The following is a 15341-nucleotide window of genomic DNA, read 5'->3' as shown; positions in this document are numbered from 1 at the left end:
GGGCGAAGGCCCACCCTCTTGTCCCGGCGGTCCTTCTAACAATTTTTTGGAGCGAAACCCGAGTGCTACAGGTTAACGAGAGCAAAAAACGCATCCTTGTGACAGGAGGAGCCGGGTTCATCGGGTCTCATCTGATCGACCGGCTTCTTGCCGCAGGTCACGACGTGGTGTGTGTGGACAACCTCGTCACCGGAACCATGCGCAATATCGATCATCTGCAGGGCAATCCGAGGTTTGCCTTCCTCCGGCACGACATCACGGCTCCCCTCGATGTCGAGGTGGACGAGATCTACAATCTGGGCTGCCCGGCCTCGCCGATCCATTATCAGCGCGATCCGGTGCAGACCATGAAGACCGCGGTCCTGGGGGCTCTCAACATGCTCGATCTGGCTAAGCGCCTCGGTGTGCCGATCCTTCAGGCCTCGACCAGCGAGGTTTATGGCGATCCGCTGGTGCATCCTCAGCCGGAAACCTACTGGGGCAACGTCAATCCGATCGGGTTGCGCTCGTGTTACGACGAAGGCAAGCGGTGTGCCGAGACCCTGTTTTTCGACTACCATCGCCAGCACGGGGTCGAGATCAGGATCGCCCGCATCTTCAATACCTATGGCCCGCGCCTTCATCACGCCGATGGCCGGGTTGTCTCGAACTTCATTGTGCAGGCGTTGCGCGGCGACCCGGTGACGATCTGCGGAGACGGCAGCCAGACGAGGTCTTTCTGTTTCGTATCCGATATGGTCGACGGGCTCGTCAGGCTGATGTGCGCCGGCGACGGGGTCACGGGGCCGGTCAATTTCGGCAATCCGCGAGAGTTCACCATGCGCGAGCTTGCGCATGTTATCCTGCGGAAGACGGGCTCGCGGTCGCCGATTGTGTATCTGCCGCTGCCCGAGGACGATCCCCGACAGCGGCGACCCGACATCGCCCGCGCGCGGTCCGCTCTCGGCTGGAACCCGTCCATCGAACTTGAAGACGGGGCCGGGGAGACGGTCGGCTATTTCAGGCGCCACCTCGGCCTTGTCGGCACCTGACCCGGCTCGCAACGACTGGCGGTAGAACAAACAAGGCGGCTCGTGGACGTGTTTTCCCTTCCGATCGATCTTCTCGACCGTGCCCTGTCAATCAAAGCGACACGACGCTCCGGCTTTCGTCCGGCGCCGGCCCGGCTCCAGGGGATCATGCCAGCGCCGGATGTCTGGGAAGAGAGCAGTTTGAACGTCCCCCCGGTCGTCTGGCGCCGGGAGGACATGCGTTTGGCCGGGCGCGGACCGGCCGGCGTTCTCGTCGAGCGCGGATTGCATATCTCCTCCTTGCCGCATGTTAACGCGGACAGGGACGAGCATGCCCGATGGCTCCGTCTGTCCGATGCACGGCTGCGAACCGTTCGCCAGGCCCACTGGAGGCTGGGCCTGCGCGCGACCGTGCAAAGGCGGCTGAGCGCGAAGATGCGTGTCGAGAAGCTCGATGGCGACGCCATCCTGCTCGGCGCCTATTACCCGGACTGCAAGAATTACTTCCACTTCTGGGTCGATACGATGTGCGACCTCTGGTTTTTGAAGCAATGCGGCCTTGATCTGTCTTCGGTCCGGCATGTCCTGATGCCCTGGAGCGGTGTTGGCTGGCAAAGGGAGATCGTGGCGATGTGCGGGATCCCCGAGGCGCGGATCGTGCCGCTGTCGTCGGCCGACGGCTTCGTGCTGGAGACGGCCCATCTTCCGGTGCGGATCAAGGGCGGCTCGCGCAACCCCGACTGGATCGTCTCCGCTCTGCGGGAGGTGAGCGGATGGCGGCCGCCGGAGCGGGTCGGGCCTGCGCGAAGGCTTTATGTGACGCGAGGTGGTGCGATGCGCCGCCCCTTTGCAAACGAAACGGAAGTTCTTGATGTCCTCACCCCGCTCGGCTTCGACGTCATCGATTGCGCGACTCTGTCGGTGGCAGACCAGCGGCACCTCTTCGCGACGGCGGAGATCGTCGTCGCGCCCCATGGGGCCGGCCTTACCAACATCGCCTGGGCCCGGGCGGGGACGAAGCTGATCGAGTTCATGCCGCGCGCCCACGCCAATCCCTGCTTCCTGGATCTGGCGTCACAGGCGGGCGTGGTCTATCGCAACGTTCCCTCGGCGGTCCAGGACGAGAGGGCGGATCCCCTCTTCGCACCGTTTTCGGTCGATCCCGGGCATGTCGCTATCGTGCTGCGGGAGATGCTTGCGGGACCTCAGCGCCCGCCGACTTGCCGGTAGAGAGCGACACCGCCCGACCTGTCCACCGACATGACATTGTAGCGCGCGTTCGGATCGTCGCCCATGCCCATGGATCCGGCCGGCATACCCGGCACGGCGATGCCGGCGATGTCGGGGCGTTCGCTCATCAACCGGGCGACGGCCTCGGCCGGGACGTGTCCCTCAACGAAATAGCCGTCGATCACGGCGGTGTGGCAGGCTTCCATCGCAACTGGCACACCGACCTGCTTCTTGACCGGGGACATCTCCTCCCGGTTCTCGACGGCGATGCGGTAGCCGGCCTTGCGCATGCCGTTCGCCCAGGAGTCGCAGCACCCGCACCAGGGCGATTTCCACATGGTCATTTCCTGGGCGGCACTGGCCGTGCCCGGCGCCAAGAGCACGCCGATGGTTGCCAGGATTGCGAGAATGCGATGCGTCATGCGGGGGATCCTTCCCAAGTTGATCACGACGGCGACACTGACCGTTCCAGCAACCGGAAGGTCAAGCGGGAGCGACAAGAACTTGTCCTTCCGTCCGGCCGGATTACCTAACCATGAACACCTGCAACGTGCAGGTCCACACGGAACGGGAGGGTCTCATGCACATCTCGACTCGGATTTTGTTTGCGTCGGCGCTGCTGCTGGCGCCGCTGGCCGTCCAGGCCGACGACCACCGCACCCAGGCGCCGGAGGGCGCCGCCGTCTATTTCCTCACGCCGGCCGACGGCGCCACTGTGGAAAGCCCGGTGCTCGTGCGCTTCGGGCTGAGCGGAATGGGGGTGGCGCCTGCGGGAACGGAAAAGGAGAAGACGGGCCACCATCATCTGTTGATCGACCAGACGCTCGAAGACCAGGACAGCGCGATCCCTTCTGACGAGACGCATCGTCACTTCGGGGGCGGCCAGACGGAAACGGCCGTCGAACTGGCCCCGGGGTCGCACACGTTGCAACTGGTTTTGGGAGATCACAATCACATCCCGCACCAGCCGCCGGTGATGTCTGATGTGATCACGATTACGGTGGAATAGCCGCGCCACAAACGAAAACGGCGGGCCTTGGCCCGCCGTGTCGTATCCAGTCCGCGCGGTCCCGCCTCAGTTGAAGAGGCTTGAGACCGACTGTTCCAGGGCGGTGCGAGACACCGCTTCGCCGATGAGCGGCGCGATCGAGATCGTGCGGATGTTCGGCGCGGCAAGCACCGCTGCCGTCGGCTCGATGGAGTTGGTGATCACCAGTTCCTTGAGCTTGGAAGAGGTCACCCGGGCGACCGCCCCGCCCGACAGGACGCCGTGGGTGATATAGGCGGTGACCGACTTGGCCCCCTTGTCGAGAAGCGCCTCGGCGGCGTTGCACAGGGTGCCGCCGGAATCGACGATGTCGTCGACCAGGATGCAGTCGCGCCCCGTCGGCTCGCCGATAATGTTCATGACTTCCGATTCGCCGGGCTTGTCGCGGCGCTTGTCGACGATGGCCAGAGGCGCGTCGATGCGCTTGGCGAGCGCACGGGCGCGCACGACGCCACCGACGTCCGGCGAAACGACCATGACGTTGTTGCTCGGATAGCGTTCCTTGATGTCGCGGGTCATCACCGGTGCGGCGAAGAGGTTGTCGGTGGGAATGTCGAAGAAGCCCTGGATCTGTCCGGCATGAAGATCGAGGGTGAGAACGCGGTGGGCGCCGGCATGGGTTATCAGGTTGGCGACCAGCTTGGCGGAGATCGGGGTGCGCCCCGAGGCGCGGCGGTCCTGGCGGGCGTAGCCGAAGTAGGGCATCACGGCCGTGATCCGCTTTGCGGAGGAGCGGCGCAGGGCGTCGATGATAATGAGCAATTCCATCAGGTGGTCGTTGGCGGGAAAACTCGTCGACTGCAGGATGAACACATCCTCGCCGCGCACGTTTTCCTGGAGTTCAACGAAGATTTCCTGATCGGCGAAGCGGCGGACCTGGCATTTGGCCAAGGGTGCGCCAAGATAGTTGGAGACTTCCTCGGCAAGCGCGCGATTAGAGTTGCCCGCGACGATCTTCATGGCCCGCAAGTCCTTGTTTTTTGGCTCCGTTGCCGCCTTGGCGCAGCTTCGGCACGGCAGGGTCACACGTGGTGTGTCTGAACTTTGTTGTTGGCCTTTGGCGGTAATGGCCGGCTGTGCCCACGCCTGGGACAGGGCCGGAGATTTTCCAGCAGGCGGCGGCGTTGTAGCAATCGCTCCGCCGTTTAACAACCGGCCATCGGGTCCCCGCTCAAGGTTTTTTGAAAACGGCGGCCGTGCGGGCCGTGGGCGATCACCGCTTGAGCCAGGCCACCAGTTCCGCAACCGCACGGCGGGCGGCGCGATCGAGGGCATCGCTGTCGACGCCGGCCCAGGGGTCTCCCGCGGCGCCTCCGGCCGATTCCTGTCCGATGATGCGGTGAACGCGCGATCCGGTTCCGTCGACCACGTCGAAGACGTAGAACAGCGTCGTGGACGACTGGTCGCCGGAGGCGGAGAGGTAGCCGTTGATGCGATAGGTGGCCGGCGCACCGACGCGGCGCACGAGCTTGAGGTCCTGCGCCAGCGCCTCGGTGCCGATGCGGCGCGACAGCGCATCCGAGATATTTCCGGGCGCGCCCGTGAAGGGTTCGAAGGCAATCGTCACCTGTTGCGGATCGACCGGCGGGGCGGCGCGCGCTGCGGGTGCTGCGTTGTCCGATACAAGGCCGGGCGGCACCGGCTCTCCGGCACAGGCGGCCAGGACGAGCGCCGCAAGGATGGCGGCGGCACGCGAAACGATCGCACGGTTGGGTCTGGTCACGCTCATGGGGCTTGCCGGTCTGCCTTGCTTGTCGTCGCTCTTGGTCTGCTTTCCACGTGGCGCGCATTGAAACGCCGGCACGCGTACCCTTCGTTTAGCCCGCCTTGACCGGCAGGTCGAGAGGCAGCTTCGAAAGGCATTCCGGCGCCCCGTCCCGGGTCAGATAGGTTTGCCCCAGGCTCATCGCCGTTCCCGTATCGGAATCCATCAGGATCATATGCATGAAGACGACCATGTCGGGCACGATTTCCGCCGGATTGTCGCGGTAGGCCATGGGCCAGTCCATCCAGCTCGGCGAAAACCGCGTGCCCAGCGAGTAGCCGCAGGCGTTGAGGCGATGCGCACCTTCCCCGCGCGCGTCGACGGCGGCGGCGTGCGCGCAGAAAAGATCGCCGAACGTGCGGCCCGGGACCATGGTTTCCTCGACCGCCTGAAGGGCGGCGCGCGCCGTCTCGTGCAGGGCCCGGTGTCGGGACGTCGGTTCGCCGACCACAACGGTGCGCATGGCCGCCACATGGTAGCGGCGGAAGGCGCCCGCCCATTCCAGGGTGAGTTGGTCCTGCGCACCGAGTGTGCGCCGACCGGTCTGATAACGACACAGGAGCGCCTCGCGGCCTGATCCGATGACGAACTCGTTTCCGGGGTAGTCGCCATCGCCGGCAAAGACCGTGCCCTGCATCGCGGCCAGGATCTCGCCCTCGCGCGCGCCGGGGCCGATCAGCGGCCAGGCGGCCTCGTAGGCGGCGTCCGTCAGTTCCGCCGCCTTGCGGACCATTTCGATTTCCGCCGGGCTCTTGACGGCACGCAGCACCGGCACCAGCAGCGAAGCGTCGCTCAGAATTGCGAAGTCGGCAAGATGGGCGGCGATCTCCATGGCGATCCGGCCCGTCATGCCATGGGTGTCGTATTCCACCCCCAACCGGCTGCTGTCGAGATCGAGATCGAACAGCAGGTCGCGCAACTGCAGCACCGGCGAGGCGCCGTCGCGGTCCTCCCAGATGCGGATGTCGCTGACCGTCGAGGTGATCTCGGCCTGCCGCTGGTCGGCGGAGCGCGTCAGAAGCACAATCCGGCCGTCGCGGGTCACCACCATCGACTGGAAGTGGCAATAGCCGAAAGTGTCGTAGCCGGTGAGCCAGAACATGCTTTCCTGGGCAAACAGCAAGAGGGCGTCATGCCCGGCGTCGGTCATTCGGGCGCACAGGCCCTCAAGCCGCGCGGAATATTCGGCGCGGGAAAATGCAAGCGACATGTCTCAGGCTCCGGTGAGGGCAATGGCGGTCATCAGGCGCCCGTAGTCATCTTCGCCGTGATGGGTTGCGCGCCGGTAGGAGAAGAAGGCGTTTTCGTCGGCATAGGTGCAGCGGCCAAGATCGGCCACCTGGCCGATGCCGACGGTCTCAAGCCGCGCGACGATATAGGCGGGAAGGTCGAAACGGGCATGGCCGGCACGGTCGCTGTCGACGAAGAACCGGGCGTTGGCCGTGTCGGCGGCGGTGAAACGGTCGACGAACTCCTGCCCGACCTCGTAGTTGGCCTGGGAGATCGTCGGGCCGAGCACGGCAACGACATCGCCTCGACTGGCGCCGAGGGTCTCCATCTGCACCAGCGTCGCGTCGAGCACACCGGTCAGGGCGCCGCGCCATCCCGCATGGGCCGCGCCGACCACGCGCGCGCGCGCATCGGCAAACAGCACAGGTCCGCAATCGGCGGTGGAAACCGCGAGCGCGATTCCGGGGCGGTTCGTGACCAGCGCGTCGCCACGCGGCTGGTCCTTGATGTTCCACGGGGTTTCAACCGCGATGGCATGGGCGGAGTGGTGCTGGTGCGGCGAGACCAGCGCTCCCGGCGCAACCTTGAGAAGGGCGGCGACCCTTGCCCTGTTTTCCAGCACGGCGTTGCGGTCGTCGTCGGATCCGAGGCCGACATTCAGCGACGTGTAGATCCCCCGCGACACGCCGCCGGCGCGGGTGAAGAAGCCGTGGACGATGCCGTCCAGGCCGGCGATTTCGAGTGAGGTCAGCATGGAGCGTGGTTTGCCTTGAATGGACCCGCCTTGCGGGATTTCGCGATGGTGGGCGCTGCCGGATGGCATGTCAATCGGACGCCGAAGCCTCACGCCTCGTCGAAGGCGGCGAGCCGGATGCCCGCCGGTGCGAGCGCCATCACCTTGAACAGGTTACCCATCTGGTCGGGCGCGGCGAGGCGTTCCACATCGTCGCGGATGCCGTCCTGCACGCCCGACGACCGGCCGGCGCCCAGTTGACCGGCCCGCTCGAGCAGGCCCAGCCTCAACAAGAAGTCGCCCTGAGTCATGAGAGGGCGGGCGGAGACGGGCGGGCAGTGCGCCGCTCGGGCGAATGCCTCGAAATTCACATGCGCGGTGAGGTCGGCCTCGCCCGGCGTACCGAGAACCGGCACCGGCCTGTGATTTCGAACCGCCTGCAGGGTCTCGCCCACGGCGGTCTGCGCATAGCCGTAGTCGATGACGAGCGCCGTGCCGCCTTGGCGGGCAAGCCGTTCGGCCAGATCCTGCAGGATCGCATTCGCCACGGGCTGGGTCTCCAGAACGGCGCCGTCGGGGGCGCTTTTCAAGTGCGGTGGCAGATCCGTGTCGTCGAGGGTCGCAAGCCCGGCCTGAAAGCGCAGGGCGCCCCGGTCGTCCAGTCCGATACAGCGTTCGCGCCATGCGGAGCGGTCGCGCACGAACTGGCGGATCGGCAAGGCGTCGAAGAACTCATTGGCGACGATCAGCAGCGGGACATCATCGGGAAGGGTGGCGGTGCTGTCGTGCCAGTCGATGGCGGCTCCGCAGTTTGCAAGGGTCTGGTTCTGTGTGGCGCGCAGGCGCGGGCTGGTTTCCACCAGATGGAGCGTCAGTGCGCCGAGGAACGCCGGGCGCAGCCTTGCGACGCGCAGCATGTCGGCGCTGAGCGTTCCCCGTCCGGGGCCGAATTCCACCAGCGCGACGCGGTCCGGGGCCCCGATTGCCTCCCAGGCGTGAACGACCCAGGCACCGAGGATCTCGCCGAAGAGCTGGCTTACCTCTGGTGCGGTGATGAAATCGCCGGACCGGCCGAACGGGTCGGCCTGCATGTAGTAGCCGTGCTCCGGGTCGCCGAGGCAGCGGGCCATGTAGTCGCTGACCGGCATCGGGCCTTCCGCCTCGATCAGCCGCACGAGACGCGGGTGCAGAGCGGATGCGTGCTGGTCAGGCATCGGTTGCGGCCTTTGGGTCGCGCGGTGGGCCTTCCGGGTTCGGCGGCCGGGAGAGGGCGCGCGCGACGGCCAGTGCGCCGGCGATCACCATCGGCAGCGACAGCAGGATGCCCATGGTCAGGCCCGGGCCGAGATAGCCGATGTGGGCGTCGGGCACGCGGAAGAACTCCACGAAGATGCGGGCAAGGCCATAGCCGAGCGCGAAGGTTCCCGCCACAAGGCCCGGCCGGCGGAAGCCGCCGCGCGCGACGACGATGCGCACGACGGCAAGCAGCAGCAGCCCTTCCAGCGCCGCTTCGTAGAGCTGGCTCGGGTGGCGCGGCTCGGGACCGGCGCTGGGGAAGACGACGGCCCAGGCGACGTCAGTCGTCCGGCCCCAGAGCTCGGCATTGATGAAATTGGCGATGCGCCCGAAGAACAGTCCGATGGGGGCAACGGCGCCGGCGAGATCGAACAGGGTCCAAAGCGGAAGGCCGCGCCGCCAGGCGAAGATCGCCATGGCCGCAACGACACCCAGAAACCCGCCGTGGAAAGACATGCCGCCGGACCAGACAGCAAGCGCGTCCAGAGGGTTTTGCAGATAGTAGCCCGGCGCGTAGAACAGCACGTAGCCGAGCCGCCCGCCGAGGATCGTGCCAAGCGTGGCGTAGACCACGAAGTCATCGACATCCAAAAGGCCCGGGCGGACCTGGGCGCCCCACAGCCGGTCCGAGGTGACCAGCGCGCGCATCGACCACCAGCCGAGAAGGAGGCCGGCGATATAGGCGAGCGCGTACCAGCGAATCGCGAAGGGGCCGAATTCGATCAGCACCGGGTCGATGGTGGGAAAGGGCAGGACAAGCGTCGGCATTGGATCTCCGGAAAGTCGGTCTTGCGGCCGGGCAGGGGGCGGCGCGACGTTGCCGCCGAATTGTCGGTGCCGTCAAGCACATGCAAATGCGGTATATTCGCGGCGCGTGACGATTTGCCGTTGGCGGGGTGTTTCGCATGGATGAAAAGCACATTACCTAAGAGACAGGACCAAGGGGGCTGTGAGGCCGGCCGCCCATGCAAGAAGGATATTTCGCGATGACCCAGGGACCCAACCGCGTTCTCGACGACTTCGCCAAGCTGATGACAGACGCCGCCGGTGTCGCGCAGGGCGCGCGCCGCGAAGTCGAGACCGCGTTTCGCGCCCAGGCGGAGCGGTTCCTGGCGGACATGGACCTGGTCAAGCGCGAGGAGCATGACGTCGTGCGCGACATGGCGGCAAAGGCACTGGACATGGTGGAAGCGCTCGAGGCGCGTGTGGCCGACCTCGAGGCGGCAACCGGAAAGGCCGCCGACAGAACGCCGCCTGCCAACGACGACTGACGGCATTCCGGGGTCCGGGCCCGGCGTCCGGGCAGGGCGCGCGCAACCCGGCAAGGACCGGCGGCGGGGAACGCATGCCGTCGAAGGATCTTTGCGCGGGGTGATGCGGGGATCATCGTCCACAGGTGCAATAGAGTAAATGAAAGGTGAACATATCTTCGCGTCACTTTCTGCCTATATACTGGAGGTGCGCAAAGATTCGCGGTTGATTGTCGGGGCATTATCAGGGTCGCACAGGACGGCGATGCATGCCACGCACACGCCACGATCCTGCGAATCGACACGGGCGGACACGCTTCCCGTTTGAGGGGCGGTGCTCCGCAAGCCGAGAGGAACGATGATGAGCCTCATCGACATCGAGTTCGAACGGCCCGCAAATCCCGTCGACACGATCGAGCATATCGCCGCCATCAACGACTGGTCCTTCGAACGCTCCTGCGAGGAAGAGATCACCATTTCCGTTGCCGGTGGCTGGTGCGATTACCATGTCTCGTTCTCCTGGATGGAAGACCTGGAAGCGCTGCATCTGGCCTGCGCCTTCGATCTGAAGGTGCCAGATCCGCGCCGCACGGAAGTTGTCCGGCTTCTGGCGCTGGTCAACGAGCAGCTCTGGATGGGCCACTTCGACCTGTGGAATCGCGAGGGTGTCGTGATCTTTCGCCAGTCTTTGCTGCTTGCCGGCGGGGCCGAAGCGACCTCAAAGCAGATCGAGGGCCTGCTGACCAACGCGCTGGAGGCCTGCGAGCGCTATTACCAGGCCTTCCAGTTCGTGGTCTGGGCCGGAAAGACAGCGTCCGAGGCCATCGACACCGCCTTGTTCGAAACTGCGGGGGAAGCATGAGTTTTTCGAAAGCGCGGCCGCTGGTTCTGGTGGGCGCCGGCAAGATGGGCGGCGCAATGCTGACCGGCTGGATTGCGTCCGGGATCGATCCGCAGACAATCGTCGTGATCGATCCGGCGCCGTCATCGGACCTTCTGTCGTTTGCCGCACGCAAGGGATTTCGGCTCGATACCGCACTGCCGGCCGGCACGATGGCCGGGGTGCTCCTGCTGGCGCTAAAGCCACAGATGATGGCCTCCGCGCTCGATGCGCTGAAACCCTCGGCCGATGCCGAAACGCTGGTGATCTCGATCGCCGCCGGCACGCCGTCCGCGGTATTCGAGGCGGCCTTCGGCGAGACCGCGGTCGTGCGCGTCATGCCGAACACGCCCTCCCAGGTCGGTCGCGGCATGAGCGTTGCCTTTGCGAATGCGCGCACAAGCGAGGCGCAGCGCGAGACGGTCGATACGCTGCTTGCGGCCATCGGCGCGTCCGCCTGGATCGAGACCGAGGATCAGATGGATGCGGTCACCGCCGTCAGCGGATCCGGGCCGGCCTATGTGTTCTACCTCACCGAGGCGCTTGCCGCAGCCGGGGTAAAGGCCGGTCTGCCGGAAGACCTTGCCATGCAGATCGCGCGCCAAACGGTCTGCGGTGCGGGAGAACTGATGTACCGGGTGGAGACGCCGGCGGAGGAATTGCGCCGCAACGTGACCTCGCCCAATGGCACGACGGCGGCGGCCCTTGCCGTGTTGATGGCCGACGACGGTCTGCAGCCAGTCCTGGATGCCGCCGTTGCCGCGGCGCGCAAGCGCTCGAAGGAACTTGCCGGCTGAACGAGTCGGGGTCCGTTTGCGGGTGACGCTTTGCGTCGCACCCTCTGGCGCTCGCCGGGGTTTTGCCCAATGTATGAGGTGAGGCCGGGACACGGCGCATCCGGCCCGCGCATTCAGGAGGTTCGAGCATGGCAACCCAGAAGACGAAGCAGAAGATCGTTTCCGCCTTTCTCTCGCTGCTTGCGGAAAAGGGCTGGACGGGGTTCGACATGAGCGACGTGGCCGAGGGCGCCGGCGTGAAGCTTTCCGTCCTGCGGGGTGCCTTCGCGACGAAGACGGCCTGTTTCAAGGCGTTTGTCGCCGACATTGACCAGACGGTGCTCGACCGCGTCGACCCGGAGATGAGCGACGAGCCGGCGCGCGACCGCCTGTTCGATGTCCTGATGACCCGTCTCGATGCTTTGCAGCCGCATCGCGAGGCCGTGCGTGCGCTCATGACCGCCGCGCGCAAGGATCCGCAGCTTGCCTTGACGCTGAACGCGGACGCACGGGTGTCGCAGCGCTGGATGCTGACGGCGGCGGGTCTTCCATCCTCCGGCGTACGCGCGCAGATGATCGCGCAGGGGCTGGTGGTCGCCTTTTCCCGCGTCGTCGATGTCTGGCTCGACGACGAGGATCCCGGGCTGGCGCGCACAATGTCCGCGCTCGACAGGCAACTCGACGACGGCGAGGTCTGGCTGTCGCGTCTCGACCGGGCGGGGCGCATGCTCAAGCCGTTGATGCGGCGGGCCCGGACGTCCAGGCCCGCGCCTTCGCAATCCCCCGATCCGGACGCGCCGGCTTCCCCCTCGGCCGTGTGAGAGATAAGCTACGCGGCGGCGGTCGGGTTTCGTCCGGCGCCGCGCTTTTCTCCAGACAGTCAGAGTTTGCCATGAGTTCCTCAGATGCCGCCGGCGGTCCCACGTCTCCGCCGCTTGATTTCGACACCTTCCTCAAGGTCGACATCCGCGTCGGACGGATCGTCGAGGCCGAACCTTTTCCGGAGGCCCGCCGTCCGGCGTTCAAGCTTCGCATCGATTTCGGCGCCGAGATCGGGGTCAGGAAATCCTCGGCCCAGATCACGAAACACTATTCGCCTGAGGACCTCGTCGGACGACAGGTGCTGGCCGTGGTCAACTTCCCGCCGCGCCAGATCGGACCGATGATGTCGGAGGTGCTGACGCTCGGCGTGCCCGATGCGGAGGGCGAGGTGGTGTTGCTCGCCCCCGACCAGGAGGTGCCGCTCGGCGGGCGATTGTACTGATTCCAGGGCCCGTCACGCCTGCGCGTTTCAAAGCGGGACGCGCAGGCGCGCGCTCAGGCCGCCCAGCCGGTCGCTTTTTCCAAGCATGATCTCGCCGCCGTGACCGCGCACGATGTCGCGGGTGATGGCCAGTCCCAGGCCGCTGCCGCCCGCGTCCTGGTTGCGGGCCTGGTCGAGCCGGTAAAACGGACGAAAGACGCTTTCGCGCTGCTCCTCGGGAATGCCGGGGCCGTCGTCTTCAACCATCACGGTCAACCAGCCTTCCGCGTGACGCACGTCGATATGCAGGTTCTTGCCGTAGCGCGCGGCATTGGTCACCAGATTGGCGAGCGCGCGCTTGAAGGCGATCGGCTTCACTGTGACGAAGGGATCGCCTGAAAACCGGGAAGTGACGGTGGCGTCCAGGATTTCCGCCTCCGTTTCCAGTTCGTCCACGACCAGTGAAAGGTCCGTGGGCTGAGCCTGTTCGTCGCCGTCGCCGCGTGTGAACGCGAGATAATCCTCCAGCATCGTCTTCATCTCGTCGACATCGTGCTGGAGCGCACGCACCTCCTCGCTGTCCTTGAAGAGCGCGAGTTGCAGGCGAAACCGCGTCAGGATGGTGCGCAGGTCATGGCTGACGCCGGCGAGCATGGTGGTGCGTTGCTCGAGCTGGCGTTCGATCCGCCGGCGCATCTCGATGAACGCCTGGGAGGCGCGGCGGACCTCGAGCGCGCCGCTTGGACGGAAGTCGTCGATCGGACGGCCCTTGCCGAATTCCTCCGCCGCCGTTGCAAGCCGCTCGACCGGACGCGTCTGGTTGCGCAGGAACAAGAGCGCGATCACCACCAGCACCAGTGATGTGGACACCATCCAGACGATGAAGATATGCGAATTGGAGGCATAGGTCTGGCTCCGCCTTGCGATGACCCGCAGGACGTTCTTTTCCAGCTTGATGCGGATTTCGACGAAGCTCGACCGTCCGACCGTGTCGATCCAGAACGGACGTCCGACGGCGAGGCTGATCTGTTCCGACAGATAGAGATCGACGATATCGAAAAAGGGCTTCGGCCGTGGCGGGGGCAGGGGTTCGGGCGGCAGCATCGTCACTGAAAGCGACAGGTCCCGCCGCGCCATCTCGGTGATCCGCTCGAAGCCCTCCTCCTGCGGATAGGTTTCCATCACGCTGATCAGCAGCGCGATTTCGCGCGCAACCGCCTGCGACAGGCGTTGCGTCACCAGGTCGTAGTGGCGTTCCATGAAGACGAAGGCGAGCACCGCCTGCATGACCACGATGGGCACGACGATGATGAGCAGCGTGCGCGAGAACAGCCCCTTGGGCATGCGCCGGTAAAGCGCCTTTGAAAGGGTGCGATAGGGCGTCGCCAGAAGATGCAGCGCGCGCCTGGCCGGCCGGGGCAGGGACGGGCGGAACCGTTTCGCGGTGCTGGAGAGTTTCGCGATCGCGGCCGCGATCCGCGCGCCTAGTCGCATACGAGCCGGTATCCGATCCCGCGCACCGTCTGCAGATAGATCGGGTTGCCGGGATCCGTCTCGATCTTGCGGCGCAAGCGGTTGATCTGCACATCGACGGTGCGCTCGCCGAGCCCGCTGTCGTCGCCGACGATTTCATTGCGCGGAACCGTGTCGTTCGGCTTTTCGGCGAAAAGCGAGAGGATCTCCTTCTCCCGGTCGGTCAGACGGATGATCTCATCGCCCCGCTTCAGTTCCCGACGCGCGGTGTCGAAAACGAAGGGACCGAAGCGGACGTCCGCCGGGAGCTCGGCCTCCGGGGTGGCGCGCCGGCGCAGGATCGCCCTGATCCGCAGCAGCAGCTCGCGCGGCTCGAACGGTTTGACGAGATAATCGTCGGCTCCGGCTTCCAGGCCGGCGATCCGGTCGGTCGCATCCGAGCGGGCGGTCAGCATGAGAATGGGCACGTCGCTGTTGTCACGCAGGTGGGCGGCAAGTTCCAGCCCGCTTTCGCCGGGCATCATCACATCGATGATCAGGAGGTCGAATTCCAGGCCGGCGAGGTTGCGGCGGGCGTCCGCGGCACTCGACGCCGCGGTGATGCGAAAGCCGTTCTCCGACAGGAAGCGGCGCAGCAGCGTGCGGATCCGGCTGTCGTCGTCGACGAGCAGAAGATGCGGGGCGTCGTCGTCCGGAGGGATGGCGGCGGCCCTTTCGGCGAGATCTGCGGTCACGGCGCCTGGTCCTTGTTGTGTCCGATCAGCTGCGCCACATCCGCACGCTGATCGGGGTCGATCATGTTGTAGAGGAAGCTTCGCGCAGCTTCCTGGCCTTCCTGAGGCAGATCTTCAAGAGCATTGCGGATGCGCGCCGCCTGGAGCCGCATCAGCCGCAGCGCGAGGGCATGACCGCGCTCGGTCGCGAACAGCAGCCGCTCCCGCCGGTCGACCGGACCCGGCTCCTGGAGGATGTAGTCTTCCTCCACCAGCTGTTTCAGCACGCGGGCGAGGCTTTGCTTGGTGATGCTCAGGATTCCGAGCAGATCGGTCACGCGCAGGCCCGGGTTCCGGCTCACGAAATGCAGCACCCGGTGATGGGCGCGCCCGAAGCCGAATTCCGCAAGGGCTGCGTCGGGATCGGAGGTGAAATCGCGGTAGGCGAAAAACAGCAGCTCGATCATGTCGATCGGTATGTCGGACGGCGCTGGTCGCGCCGGTGACGGGCGGTCAACGGAGAGCGAGAAATTTACGTCAGTCATATTGACTTATTTCCGACCGATTGTTACACATTGCCTGCCTTTCGCGAAATGATCGTACACCGACACTCTGAATGTGTTCTTCATATTGTTCGTGGGACGAAACGGTGCGGTTTTTCAGTCGACAGGGCGGGATATCGAAGATGTCCAGT

General features: G+C 65.6%; 18 protein-coding genes. 8 read left to right on the top strand and 10 right to left on the bottom strand.

Annotated elements, in window-relative coordinates; genetic code table 11:
* Positions 1-98 precede the first annotated feature (98 nt).
* Complete coding sequence (locus tag BLU32_RS13665; protein ID WP_371326930.1) at positions 99-1031, top strand: UDP-glucuronic acid decarboxylase family protein; 933 nt, start codon at positions 99-101, stop codon at positions 1029-1031.
* Positions 1032-1073: 42 nt separating this feature from the next.
* The gene (locus BLU32_RS13660; protein ID WP_093807792.1) at positions 1074-2240 is read left to right on the top strand and encodes a DUF563 domain-containing protein; all 1167 of its coding nucleotides are present in this window, start codon (positions 1074-1076) and stop codon (positions 2238-2240) included.
* On the opposite strand, the gene BLU32_RS13655 is transcribed toward BLU32_RS13660, so the two are convergent.
* Complete coding sequence (locus BLU32_RS13655) at positions 2216-2662, bottom strand: DUF411 domain-containing protein (protein WP_093811042.1); 447 nt, start codon at positions 2660-2662, stop codon at positions 2216-2218. The genes BLU32_RS13660 and BLU32_RS13655 overlap by 25 nt on opposite strands.
* Positions 2663-2820: 158 nt before the next feature.
* Between BLU32_RS13655 and BLU32_RS13650 the strand changes: the two genes are divergently transcribed.
* Entirely contained in the window at positions 2821-3249 is a 429-nt protein-coding gene (locus BLU32_RS13650) for a DUF4399 domain-containing protein (protein ID WP_093811040.1), read from the top strand.
* A gap of 66 nt (positions 3250-3315) precedes the next feature.
* Here the strand turns inward: BLU32_RS13650 and BLU32_RS13645 are convergent, their stop codons facing one another.
* From BLU32_RS13645 to lgt, 6 genes are all read right to left on the bottom strand, one after another.
* Complete coding sequence (locus BLU32_RS13645; RefSeq protein ID WP_093807790.1) at positions 3316-4248, bottom strand: ribose-phosphate pyrophosphokinase; 933 nt, start codon at positions 4246-4248, stop codon at positions 3316-3318.
* 253 nt (positions 4249-4501) lie between these two features.
* The gene (locus BLU32_RS13640; protein WP_093807788.1) at positions 4502-5017 is read right to left on the bottom strand and encodes a hypothetical protein; all 516 of its coding nucleotides are present in this window, start codon (positions 5015-5017) and stop codon (positions 4502-4504) included.
* Positions 5018-5105: 88 nt separating this feature from the next.
* Complete coding sequence (locus BLU32_RS13635; protein ID WP_093807786.1) at positions 5106-6263, bottom strand: Xaa-Pro peptidase family protein; 1158 nt, start codon at positions 6261-6263, stop codon at positions 5106-5108.
* A gap of 3 nt (positions 6264-6266) precedes the next feature.
* Complete coding sequence (gene pgeF, locus BLU32_RS13630) at positions 6267-7037, bottom strand: peptidoglycan editing factor PgeF (protein ID WP_093807784.1); 771 nt, start codon at positions 7035-7037, stop codon at positions 6267-6269.
* A gap of 89 nt (positions 7038-7126) precedes the next feature.
* Positions 7127-8230: a class I SAM-dependent methyltransferase gene (locus tag BLU32_RS13625; RefSeq protein ID WP_093807782.1), complete on the bottom strand. Its 1104-nt coding sequence runs from the start codon at positions 8228-8230 to the stop codon at positions 7127-7129.
* Positions 8223-9080 carry a prolipoprotein diacylglyceryl transferase gene (gene lgt / locus BLU32_RS13620; RefSeq protein WP_093807780.1) on the bottom strand — a complete coding sequence of 286 codons (858 nt, stop codon included), beginning with the start codon at positions 9078-9080 and terminating at the stop codon, positions 8223-8225. The genes BLU32_RS13625 and lgt overlap by 8 nt, the downstream gene beginning before the upstream one ends.
* Positions 9081-9298: 218 nt before the next feature.
* Between lgt and BLU32_RS13615 the strand changes: the two genes are divergently transcribed.
* The 5 genes from BLU32_RS13615 to BLU32_RS13595 all read left to right on the top strand — a co-directional run bounded on the left by BLU32_RS13615 (position 9299) and on the right by BLU32_RS13595 (position 12482).
* The gene (locus tag BLU32_RS13615; RefSeq protein WP_093811038.1) at positions 9299-9583 is read left to right on the top strand and encodes an accessory factor UbiK family protein; all 285 of its coding nucleotides are present in this window, start codon (positions 9299-9301) and stop codon (positions 9581-9583) included.
* A gap of 340 nt (positions 9584-9923) precedes the next feature.
* Positions 9924-10424, top strand: coding sequence for a YbjN domain-containing protein (locus BLU32_RS13610; protein ID WP_093811036.1), 501 nt, complete (start codon positions 9924-9926; stop codon positions 10422-10424).
* On the top strand, positions 10421-11239 hold the full coding sequence (gene proC, locus BLU32_RS13605) for a pyrroline-5-carboxylate reductase (RefSeq protein ID WP_093807778.1): 819 nt from the start codon (positions 10421-10423) through the stop codon (positions 11237-11239). The genes BLU32_RS13610 and proC overlap by 4 nt, the downstream gene beginning before the upstream one ends.
* Before the next feature lie 128 nt (positions 11240-11367).
* Positions 11368-12039 carry a TetR/AcrR family transcriptional regulator gene (locus BLU32_RS13600; protein WP_093807776.1) on the top strand — a complete coding sequence of 224 codons (672 nt, stop codon included), beginning with the start codon at positions 11368-11370 and terminating at the stop codon, positions 12037-12039.
* A 71-nt stretch (positions 12040-12110) separates the two neighbouring features.
* Positions 12111-12482: a tRNA-binding protein gene (locus tag BLU32_RS13595; protein WP_093807774.1), complete on the top strand. Its 372-nt coding sequence runs from the start codon at positions 12111-12113 to the stop codon at positions 12480-12482.
* Between the two features lie 27 nt (positions 12483-12509).
* Here the strand turns inward: BLU32_RS13595 and BLU32_RS13590 are convergent, their stop codons facing one another.
* The 3 genes from BLU32_RS13590 to BLU32_RS13580 form a co-directional block, all read right to left on the bottom strand.
* Positions 12510-13850, bottom strand: coding sequence for an ATP-binding protein (locus BLU32_RS13590; protein ID WP_172838631.1), 1341 nt, complete (start codon positions 13848-13850; stop codon positions 12510-12512).
* Positions 13851-13945: 95 nt separating this feature from the next.
* Positions 13946-14668 carry a response regulator gene (locus BLU32_RS13585; RefSeq protein ID WP_093807770.1) on the bottom strand — a complete coding sequence of 241 codons (723 nt, stop codon included), beginning with the start codon at positions 14666-14668 and terminating at the stop codon, positions 13946-13948.
* Positions 14665-15192, bottom strand: a complete 528-nt coding sequence (locus BLU32_RS13580) for a MarR family winged helix-turn-helix transcriptional regulator (protein ID WP_093807768.1) — start codon at positions 15190-15192, stop codon at positions 14665-14667. Before BLU32_RS13580 ends, BLU32_RS13585 begins: the two co-directional genes overlap by 4 nt.
* Positions 15193-15341 lie beyond the last annotated feature (149 nt).

This window comes from Stappia sp. ES.058 (assembly GCF_900105595.1).
Classification (GTDB): domain Bacteria; phylum Pseudomonadota; class Alphaproteobacteria; order Rhizobiales; family Stappiaceae; genus Stappia.
This window is presented reverse-complemented; position numbering and strand designations above follow the sequence as displayed.